The organism is Chamaesiphon sp. OTE_20_metabat_361 (genome assembly GCF_031364565.1).
Genome location: NZ_JANLWO010000110.1, coordinates 1 through 8,192 on the forward strand (window position 1 = coordinate 1; position 8,192 = coordinate 8,192).

Here is an 8,192-nt window from a genome sequence, read left to right on the forward strand (position 1 = left end):
CGCCATCGCCGCGACGATCGCCTCTAACCCCATCCCCAGGTGCAATGCCGTCCCGACTGCCGCTAAGAGATTTTCGAGGTTGTAGTCGCCCACTAGCGGGGAGCTGAAGTCGATTTCACCGTGAGGTGTATGCAGTTTCCCTTTGACGCCAGTTTGCTGGTAGGCGAGTTCGCTCGTCCATAGATCCGCCGTTGAGTCGGTCGTACTGTAGCTCCAGACTCGCGCTGGGGGGATTTGGGCGATTAATCTTTTACCATACTCATCATCCAAATTGACGATCGCGCGTCCAGTGAGATATTCAGGGCTAAATAGCAGTGCCTTTGCCTGGAAATAATTCTCCATCGTTTCGTGATAGTCCAGATGATCCTGAGTGAGGTTGGTAAATACCCCAATTTCAAAGGGGCATCCCTTCACCCTACCTTGTTCTAAGGCGTGGGAACTCACTTCCATTAGTGCAACCTGAGTTCCCGCATGGAGGGCTTGCGCGAGTTGCTGCTGGAGATCGACAGCAAAAGGAGTAGTATGAGTAGCTGTCTTTTGATAACCTTGCCAGCGGGTGTAAAGCGTACCGAGTAAGGCTGTCGAAATCTGCGCCTGGGCGAGTAAATATTCGATGATATGGGTGGTCGTGGTTTTACCATTGGTGCCCGTCACCCCGACCATTTTGAGCGTGTGAGCGGGTCGATTGTAGAAGGTGCCAGCTAGCGCCGCACAAGCCGCTACCATGTCTGTGGCAACGATGACGCAATCGGACGCAGCGGGGGGATGGGCGCTAGCGGCTGCGGGTGAAATTACGGCACCAATGGCACCTGAAGCGATCGCGCCTTGCCAGAAATCACCGCCATCAACGCGGGTACCGGGCATCCCGATAAATAAGTCACCAGCGGCACAAGCATGGGAGTTGGTTTTTAACCCAGTTACTTCTAGTTCTAAATTTGGATGCTCGCTGGTGTAGTCGATCTGACTCTGGGCTAAGAGTTCGCGTAGTTTCATAAGAAATGGTAGATGAATATCCTCAAAATAACTGTCAACTGTCAACTGTCAACTGTCAACTGTCAACTGATTTTGAGTATTGCTGTAAAATTTGTTGCACTTGCGGGACGCTGGCGCGGGGTGAGAAGCGGGGGATCGATCGTTCGATGCCGCCAGCTTGTAAACATAGTACAGGGATTTCGTATTGATAGCGCTCGAACCAGTTGGGATTGGTGGTGATTTCGCGGATTTCGAGCTGGATGTCTATGTCGGTAATTTGCTCGATTTTTTCTTTTAAGCCTTCGCAAAGGTGGCAGCCGATTTTGCTGTACAAAATTAAGTGCATGAGATTTGAGCGAAACGATCGAAGTTATTCAGTACAATACAATAACTAGCGATGGCTAATCGATCTAAAGGCTTTAATTATTGTTGGTGCCTGTTGTTAGGATGTTTGCGCCCGATCGGGGAGACTCCTCTAACACCCGCGTTGGGGGAGGTACCCTGTCTTGTCTCGCTAAACCCTCGGGAAACCCGAGGAGCGCGAGCCGCTCCCCCAAACCCCCTCCAAAGGTTCGATTTGTGAGATGCGGGGTGCGGCATTCACTCCCTTTTAGATTTTGCTTGGGCATTGCTGAACTAGTACTAGGCGGGAAAAATTCAGTCACCATCTCCCATCTGTCTTGAAAAGGTGCTCTACTTGGGCAAAGCCCAAGACCGCACTTTTCGCTCCCATCTCCCATCTCCCATCTCCCATCTCGCTACTGCGATCGCTCATACTCTCCACACTTTCGGATTAATGGAACTGCTATACGTCGAAATACCTACCCCAGATATCGATCGCGTTCGATCGTGGTTGCAGCATACATGGCAGCCGGAGCTGGGTGTGGCTGTAATTACTACCCAAGGGTTGAGATTGCAGTTTCCACAAGTCTCGACAGCGGAAACGGGTAGTCTGCCCGAGTTATCGATTTTTGTCTGGTCGTTACAACGGACTACTTATCTGAAGGTGTTTCGTTGGGCGGATCGACAGGTTCCTGGTGAAGGTGCGATCGTCAAAGAGTTAACACAGAAGTTACGGTTGGAATTTCCCCCGACACATCCTGCGCCGCCAGCGATCGATCTTAGCGATATGTCGATTTTTGAGGCGCTGGAGCCTTATTACCCGACGACGGTGAAATATTTTCAGAAGATGCCTAATGGGGAGGCGGATCTGCAACGGGTGTACTGGTGGGAAAAACGCTGGCGGGAGGGGGTGAAAAATCCCCAGCAGCCGAAGCAGGTGTTATTTCAGGTTGAGGATACGTCGCACTTGACAGCATCGTTACCGGATCGATCGAGGTACGATCTGATTTATATCGGTGGTGCATTGGGGGTAATTCATGCGGCGGTGATGGCGCGATTGGGTTATCGGGTGCTGTTGCTGGAGCGGTTGCCTTTCGGGCGGATGAATCGGGAGTGGAATATTTCTCGCGATGAGTTTCAGCGGCTGATCGATCTGAATTTGTTTACTCCAGCAGAGTTTGAAGGGGTCATCGCCCGAGAGTATCTGGATGGGTTTAGTAAGTTTTTTGATGCTAATAATCCGCCCAATTGTCAGGCAAAGATCCTCGCTACGCCGACGGTGTTAAATATTTGTCTGGATGCTGAGGCACTATTGCGCGTCTGCGGGGACAAATTGCGCCAAGCGGGTGGGGAAATCTGGGATGAGACGGAATTTAGCCGTGCGGATATTTCGGAGCGGGAGACGGTCGTTACCAGCCAGCATTTGCCAACTGGGAAGACGCGAATCGCACGGGGACGGTTGCTGGTGGATGCGATGGGTACGGCGTCGCCGATTGCATGGCAGTTAAATGGCGTTCATGCTTTTGATAGTGTCTGTCCGACTGTAGGTGCGGCGATCGCCAGTGGCTTTGAGCCGGAGGTGTGGGATGCTAAATATGGGGATGTACTATACAGTCATGGGGATATCTCGCGGGGACGGCAATTGATTTGGGAGTTATTTCCCGGCGCGGGTGAGGAAATTACGGTGTATTTATTCCATTACCATCAAGTGAATCCTGAGAATCCTGGCTCGTTGCTGGAAATGTATGAGGATTTCTTCACGATTTTGCCGGAGTATCGACGGTGCGACATGGATAAGCTGGTGTGGCGGAAGCCGACGTTTGGCTATATTCCCGGCCACTTTACGGTCAGTAGTACCGATCGAGTGGTAGCATTCGATCGACTGATTGCGATCGGCGATGCAGCTTCCCTTCAGTCACCGCTAGTTTTCACCGGATTTGGTTCGCTAGTTCGCAATCTCCCCCGTTTGACTCACCTGCTCGATACCGCGCTCAGACACGATTTGCTCGATACCAGCGCTCTCAATCGGATTCGCGCCTATCAAAGCAATGTCGCGGTAACTTGGCTATTTTCTAAGGGGATGATGGTACCGACGGGGATGTCGTTACCACCAGCACGGATTAATGCGACGCTAAATACTTTCTTCGGGTTGCTAGCAAATGAACCGCCAGAGGTTGCGGATACATTTATTAAGGATCGGACTGATTGGGTGACGTTCAATCGGCTGGCGCTCAAAGCAGCGGGACAAAATCCGGCGCTATTATGGTGGATCTGGCAAATTGCGGGAGCGAAGGATATCTTCCGCTGGTTGGGTAGCTATATTATTTTCGGGCTAAACGCGATCGTCAATTTCCTGTTTAGCAGTTGGATTCCAGCGTTAGCAATCCAAATTCAACCTTGGCTGGAAGCTAAATCTCCCCGGCTCTGGTTGCGGCTACTCGCTTTTAGTTACAGTCTCAAAGCAGGTACGCAGTCACCACCAACCCCGCCAGCCGCTCCCAATCTCAGTAACAGTGATTCTGTAACTGTGGGCTAACATTTCTTCCTTTTGGACGATAACGATCGCCAGCAGTTTCGATATATTGAAGACGATCGACGATTTAACTAATCGCTGGCTGAGTCTTCATTATTAATCGGCGATCGATTGTTAACCCAGAGGAACGAGCAGATGCAAGATCCAGAATTGGATTCCTTAATTGATTCATTAGCCGAAGAGAATACGGATGAAGATGCCTATCGATCGGAAGTAAATGGCGATGAAGCTGTCGGCGGCAGTACCGCAGTTCCCAGTCAAAATGACACTGAAGAATTAGCAGAAGCTGTCGGTATCGATATTGAAGAAGGCTCGCCTTTAGCCATTGAAGAAACGATCGAAGCACGCGATCGCGATCGCTGGGAATTAGATCCAGATTCGGTTGCCGATAGTTAGACAAGATCGAATTTTCAGAGAGTGCATTTAACCCTAGTTTTGCCATAATCTCAGCAATCAGCATCCATTGCCGCTAGACGCTGGATTTCTGCTGTGAAGATCTCCGTGCCAACCATCCGGGATGTGGATAAAGCGGATTGAGCTTGCTTACCGATTGCCAAATCTTCTAGCCGTTCGAGTCGATCGATTTCGATCTCTACGCCATCTAACAGTCGATCTTCATCATCTGCCATCTCTTGAGTATAAGCTTCTAGATGTTGGGGATTATCCAGAATATCTTTAATAATTAAGTCTAAAAATAAAGCGAGCATTAATTTAAATTAATTTAACTCGTACTGTATTATTCTTCACTCTCAAATAAACTTTCTAAATCTTGGCGAGCATTAACTACACGCACAATTTCTAGTCCATCATCGATTAAACGATATAGAACGATATGGCTCTGAAGTGGGATACCGCGCAGATCGAATCGAATATGTGAGTAGCTTCTACCCATCGCTGGAAAAGTGGCTAGATTTCGACATTTTTTAGTGAATTCTTGCAGAAACTGTTCGCCAGCATTGACATTATGCTCTAAAAAATAGTCGGAAATATCATCGAGATCGCGCATGGCACTGGGCGCAATCGAACAGCGAATCATCAAGTTGTTTCCCGCGCTGACTGAAACTTTTGTTGTAGTCGCTCGATTACTAGATCTAGCTCAACTCCTTCTCCTCGATCGAGTTCGGCTATGGCGACATCTACTTTTTGGCGAGTGTCTTCAATCCAGCTTTGATATTCTCGTTCCCGTTCCAATAGCTTAAAAGCCTGAGCTACCGCCTCCTCAGCAGATTTAAACCTACCTCGATCGATTTGTGATTGGATAAACTGCTCTTGCTCTGGCGAGAGTGCAATATTCATACCAACTATCTCCCATTTTAAATAAAGCTTGACGCGTTCATTCCCATTTTAATCTGGGTCTAGCCATAGTTACTACTATGCACTTGGAAGTCAAAGGATGTTAGTAGTCGATCGCGATACCCCAAACCCGATATACTAGCCACTAGCATCCTCACTTCGCACTAATATATGACACGTTTAGCACTCCTGAGTGTATCTGACAAAACCGGACTGATTGAATTTGCCCGTCAATTGGTCGAAAAATTTGATTTTGAGATTGTCAGTAGTGGGGGTACCGCTCAAGCGCTGAAAGCTGAAGGGATTCCGGTGATGAAGGTGGCTGAATATACGGGTGCGCCGGAAATATTGGGCGGACGGGTGAAGACTTTGCACCCGAAAATACATGGCGGGATTCTGGCGCGGCGAGACATGCCCGAACATATTGCAGATCTGGAGCAGCATCAAATTCGCCCGATCGATCTTGTCGTTGTAAATCTCTATCCCTTCGCCGCCACGATTAGCAAGCCTGGAGTCAGTTTAGCAGACGCGATCGAGCAAATCGATATCGGTGGCCCCGCGATGCTCCGCGCTGCTGCTAAGAATTTTGCACATCTGACGGTATTATCCAATCCCGATCGCTATGATGATTATTTAGCTGAGATTGCCAAAAATAACGGACAAGTCTCAATCGAGTTCCGGCAAGCTAGAGCATTAGAAACTTTCCAACATACCGCCGCTTATGATACCGCGATCGCGGGCTATTTGGCAGAACAAGCAGGCGAAACGACAAATTATCAAATTTCTGCCCAGCCATTGCAGTCGCTCCGCTATGGCGAAAATCCCCATCAACCAGCGGCATGGTATCAGACGGGTGCAGTGCCGACGGGATGGACGAATGCCAAAATACTACAGGGCAAAGAACTTAGTTATAACAATCTGGTCGATTTAGAAGCCGCACGGCGGATTATTGCCGAGTTTGGCGATACTCCCGCCGCCACGATTATCAAACACAATAATCCCTGCGGGACGGCTTTAGGCGATACTCTACTCGCGGCATACGATCGCGCTTACAATGCCGATTCTACCTCCGCTTTTGGGGGGATTGTAGCTGTTAATCGTCCGCTAGATGCTGACACGGCTCGATCGATGAGTCAAACTTTCCTCGAATGTATCGTCGCTCCTGAATGCACGCCTGAAGCGGCGGAAGTTTTTGCCACTAAGAAAAATTTGCGGGTATTAACCCTCGCAGATCTCGCGACAGGTACCAAAGATAATGTCAAAATTATCGCTGGCGGAATCTTAGTTCAAACCGCCGACGAAGCGATCGAAACTACCGACAACTGGCAAGTCGTCACCACCAAGCAACCCACCCCCGCAGAATTACAGGAATTATTATTTGCCTGGAAAGTCTGCAAACATGTCAAATCCAACGCGATCGTCGTGACTAAAAATCGCGCTACGATTGGCGTAGGTGCCGGACAAATGAACCGCGTCGGCTCCGCCAAAATTGCCCTCGAACAGGCCGGAACCCAAGCCACAGGCGCAATTCTCGCCAGTGACGGTTTCTTCCCCTTCGATGATTCTGTCCGCACCGCCGCCGCCGCCGGAATTACCGCGATCGTCCAACCCGGTGGTAGTATGCGAGACAACGACTCGATCGCTGCTGCTAACGATCTAGGGATAGTTATGGTGTTTACAGGCGTCCGTCACTTTCTTCATTAGTGGACAGTGGATAGTGAATAGTGGATAGTAATTTTGGACGATTGCGTCCAGATATCAGACTCTTAATCTTCCTATCACCGCAAGTTTACTATCCACTATCCACTATCCACTATTCACTATTTACTAACTCGTGGAACTCAAAAACATCATCATCGCCCACAAAGCCAGAGATCGGAGCAGCCAAAATCTGGCGGAAAAAGCTGCTAAACAACTCGAACAAATGGGTTGTCATGTGATGATGGGGCCGAGTGGAGCTAAGGACAACCCCTACCCAGTATTTCTCGCCTCTACTAGCAAAACGATCGATCTGGCGATCGTTTTGGGTGGCGATGGTACGGCACTGACTGCGGCAAGGCAACTATCTCCCGATGGTATTCCGATCCTAGCGATTAATGCGGGTGGACATCTCGGATTTTTGACCGAGCCACTAGAACTATTTAATATTGACGCGCCCCTCGATGGTCATACCATCTGGGAAAGACTGGCGACCGATCGGTATGCGATCGAGCGGCGGATGATGCTCCAAGCCTACATATATGATGGTGACGATCGCAATTCCCCTCCCGATAGCGAAAAATTTCTCGCGCTCAATGAGATGTGTATCAAGCCAGCAGCGGCGGATCGGATGATTACATCGATCCTGGAGGTAGAGATCGATGGCGAAATTATCGATCAGTATCAAGGCGACGGGTTGCTCGTCTCTACACCGACAGGATCTACTTGCTACAATGTTTCCGCCAATGGCCCGATCGTTCATTCTGGCATGGCGGCAATGACGATTGCACCCATTTGCCCTTTGAGTCTTTCTAGTCGCCCGATTGTCATTCCTGCTGGCTCTAATGTCAGTATTTGGCCGTTAGGGGACTACGAACTCAATACCAAACTGTGGAATGATGGGGTGCTGGGCACCTCAATCTGGCCGGGACAGCGGGTAGATGTTCAGATGGCTGACTGTCAAGCCAAATTTATCATTCTCCGCGACAACTATTCTTATTATCAAACGTTGCGTGAGAAGCTGCTCTGGGCAGGTTCGCGAATTCGCTATGATGGGCATCATACTAGGAATTAGGAATTAGGAATTAGGGATTAGGGATTGGGGATTAGGCTTTGGGGGATGTGACCCATTTGGTGAAGTCAGAGATATCATGCTTCTAGTTCGACGCCGCCGCAACGCTTTCGCAACCTCAAGCAAGAACACAAAGCTCAAAGCCTAAAGCCTAAATGGGGGTTGAGGGCTAATTTTCGGTGTAATTTTGAGTTGCTAATTTCCGCTAAAAAGAGTGGATATCGCTCAAATACTACGAACTTCAGCAAATTAACGCACGATTGTCGCGTGAAATTGGGTGGG

Annotated in this window: 9 protein-coding genes; 4 read left to right on the top strand and 5 right to left on the bottom strand. The window is 49.3% G+C overall.

Features of this window, described 5'->3' with window-relative positions; all coding sequences use genetic code 11:
* Both RMO35_RS03100 and RMO35_RS03105 read right to left on the bottom strand, forming a co-directional pair.
* Positions 1-993, bottom strand: a 993-nt coding sequence (locus RMO35_RS03100; protein ID WP_309738480.1) for a UDP-N-acetylmuramyl-tripeptide synthetase, incomplete at its 3' end; no start/stop codon positions are given.
* Between the two features lie 55 nt (positions 994-1,048).
* The gene (locus tag RMO35_RS03105; RefSeq protein ID WP_309738481.1) at positions 1,049-1,318 is read right to left on the bottom strand and encodes a glutaredoxin family protein; all 270 of its coding nucleotides are present in this window, start codon (positions 1,316-1,318) and stop codon (positions 1,049-1,051) included.
* A gap of 450 nt (positions 1,319-1,768) precedes the next feature.
* On the opposite strand from RMO35_RS03105, the gene RMO35_RS03110 reads away from it, so the two are divergent.
* Together RMO35_RS03110 and RMO35_RS03115 are read left to right on the top strand one after the other, a co-directional pair.
* Positions 1,769-3,850: a flavin-dependent dehydrogenase gene (locus tag RMO35_RS03110; RefSeq protein WP_309738491.1), complete on the top strand. Its 2,082-nt coding sequence runs from the start codon at positions 1,769-1,771 to the stop codon at positions 3,848-3,850.
* A 132-nt stretch (positions 3,851-3,982) separates the two neighbouring features.
* Positions 3,983-4,243 (top strand): DUF6335 family protein, encoded by a 261-nt coding sequence (locus RMO35_RS03115; protein ID WP_396134920.1) that lies wholly within the window; start codon positions 3,983-3,985, stop codon positions 4,241-4,243.
* A gap of 50 nt (positions 4,244-4,293) precedes the next feature.
* Here the strand turns inward: RMO35_RS03115 and RMO35_RS03120 are convergent, their stop codons facing one another.
* The 3 genes from RMO35_RS03120 to RMO35_RS03130 are packed head-to-tail and all read right to left on the bottom strand — an operon-like array spanning position 4,294 to position 5,143.
* Positions 4,294-4,554 carry a hypothetical protein gene (locus RMO35_RS03120; RefSeq protein ID WP_309738483.1) on the bottom strand — a complete coding sequence of 87 codons (261 nt, stop codon included), beginning with the start codon at positions 4,552-4,554 and terminating at the stop codon, positions 4,294-4,296.
* A gap of 29 nt (positions 4,555-4,583) precedes the next feature.
* Complete coding sequence (locus RMO35_RS03125; RefSeq protein ID WP_309738485.1) at positions 4,584-4,883, bottom strand: type II toxin-antitoxin system RelE/ParE family toxin; 300 nt, start codon at positions 4,881-4,883, stop codon at positions 4,584-4,586.
* The gene (locus tag RMO35_RS03130; protein ID WP_309738486.1) at positions 4,883-5,143 is read right to left on the bottom strand and encodes a type II toxin-antitoxin system ParD family antitoxin; all 261 of its coding nucleotides are present in this window, start codon (positions 5,141-5,143) and stop codon (positions 4,883-4,885) included. Before RMO35_RS03130 ends, RMO35_RS03125 begins: the two co-directional genes overlap by 1 nt.
* A gap of 168 nt (positions 5,144-5,311) precedes the next feature.
* Between RMO35_RS03130 and purH the strand changes: the two genes are divergently transcribed.
* On the top strand, positions 5,312-6,844 hold the full coding sequence (gene purH, locus RMO35_RS03135; RefSeq protein WP_309738488.1) for a bifunctional phosphoribosylaminoimidazolecarboxamide formyltransferase/IMP cyclohydrolase: 1,533 nt from the start codon (positions 5,312-5,314) through the stop codon (positions 6,842-6,844).
* 130 nt (positions 6,845-6,974) lie between these two features.
* Positions 6,975-7,913, top strand: a complete 939-nt coding sequence (locus tag RMO35_RS03140) for an NAD(+) kinase (protein WP_309738490.1) — start codon at positions 6,975-6,977, stop codon at positions 7,911-7,913.
* The last annotated feature ends 279 nt before the right edge of the window (positions 7,914-8,192 follow it).

Coding starts and splice junctions, on each gene's coding strand:
- RMO35_RS03105 (WP_309738481.1), bottom strand. CDS start 1,318: ATGCACTTAATTTTGTACAGCAAAATCGGCTGCCACCTTTGCGAAGGC.
- RMO35_RS03110 (WP_309738491.1), top strand. CDS start 1,769: ATGGAACTGCTATACGTCGAAATACCTACCCCAGATATCGATCGCGTT.
- RMO35_RS03115 (WP_396134920.1), top strand. CDS start 3,983: ATGCAAGATCCAGAATTGGATTCCTTAATTGATTCATTAGCCGAAGAG.
- RMO35_RS03120 (WP_309738483.1), bottom strand. CDS start 4,554: ATGCTCGCTTTATTTTTAGACTTAATTATTAAAGATATTCTGGATAAT.
- RMO35_RS03125 (WP_309738485.1), bottom strand. CDS start 4,883: ATGATTCGCTGTTCGATTGCGCCCAGTGCCATGCGCGATCTCGATGAT.
- RMO35_RS03130 (WP_309738486.1), bottom strand. CDS start 5,143: ATGAATATTGCACTCTCGCCAGAGCAAGAGCAGTTTATCCAATCACAA.
- purH (WP_309738488.1), top strand. CDS start 5,312: ATGACACGTTTAGCACTCCTGAGTGTATCTGACAAAACCGGACTGATT.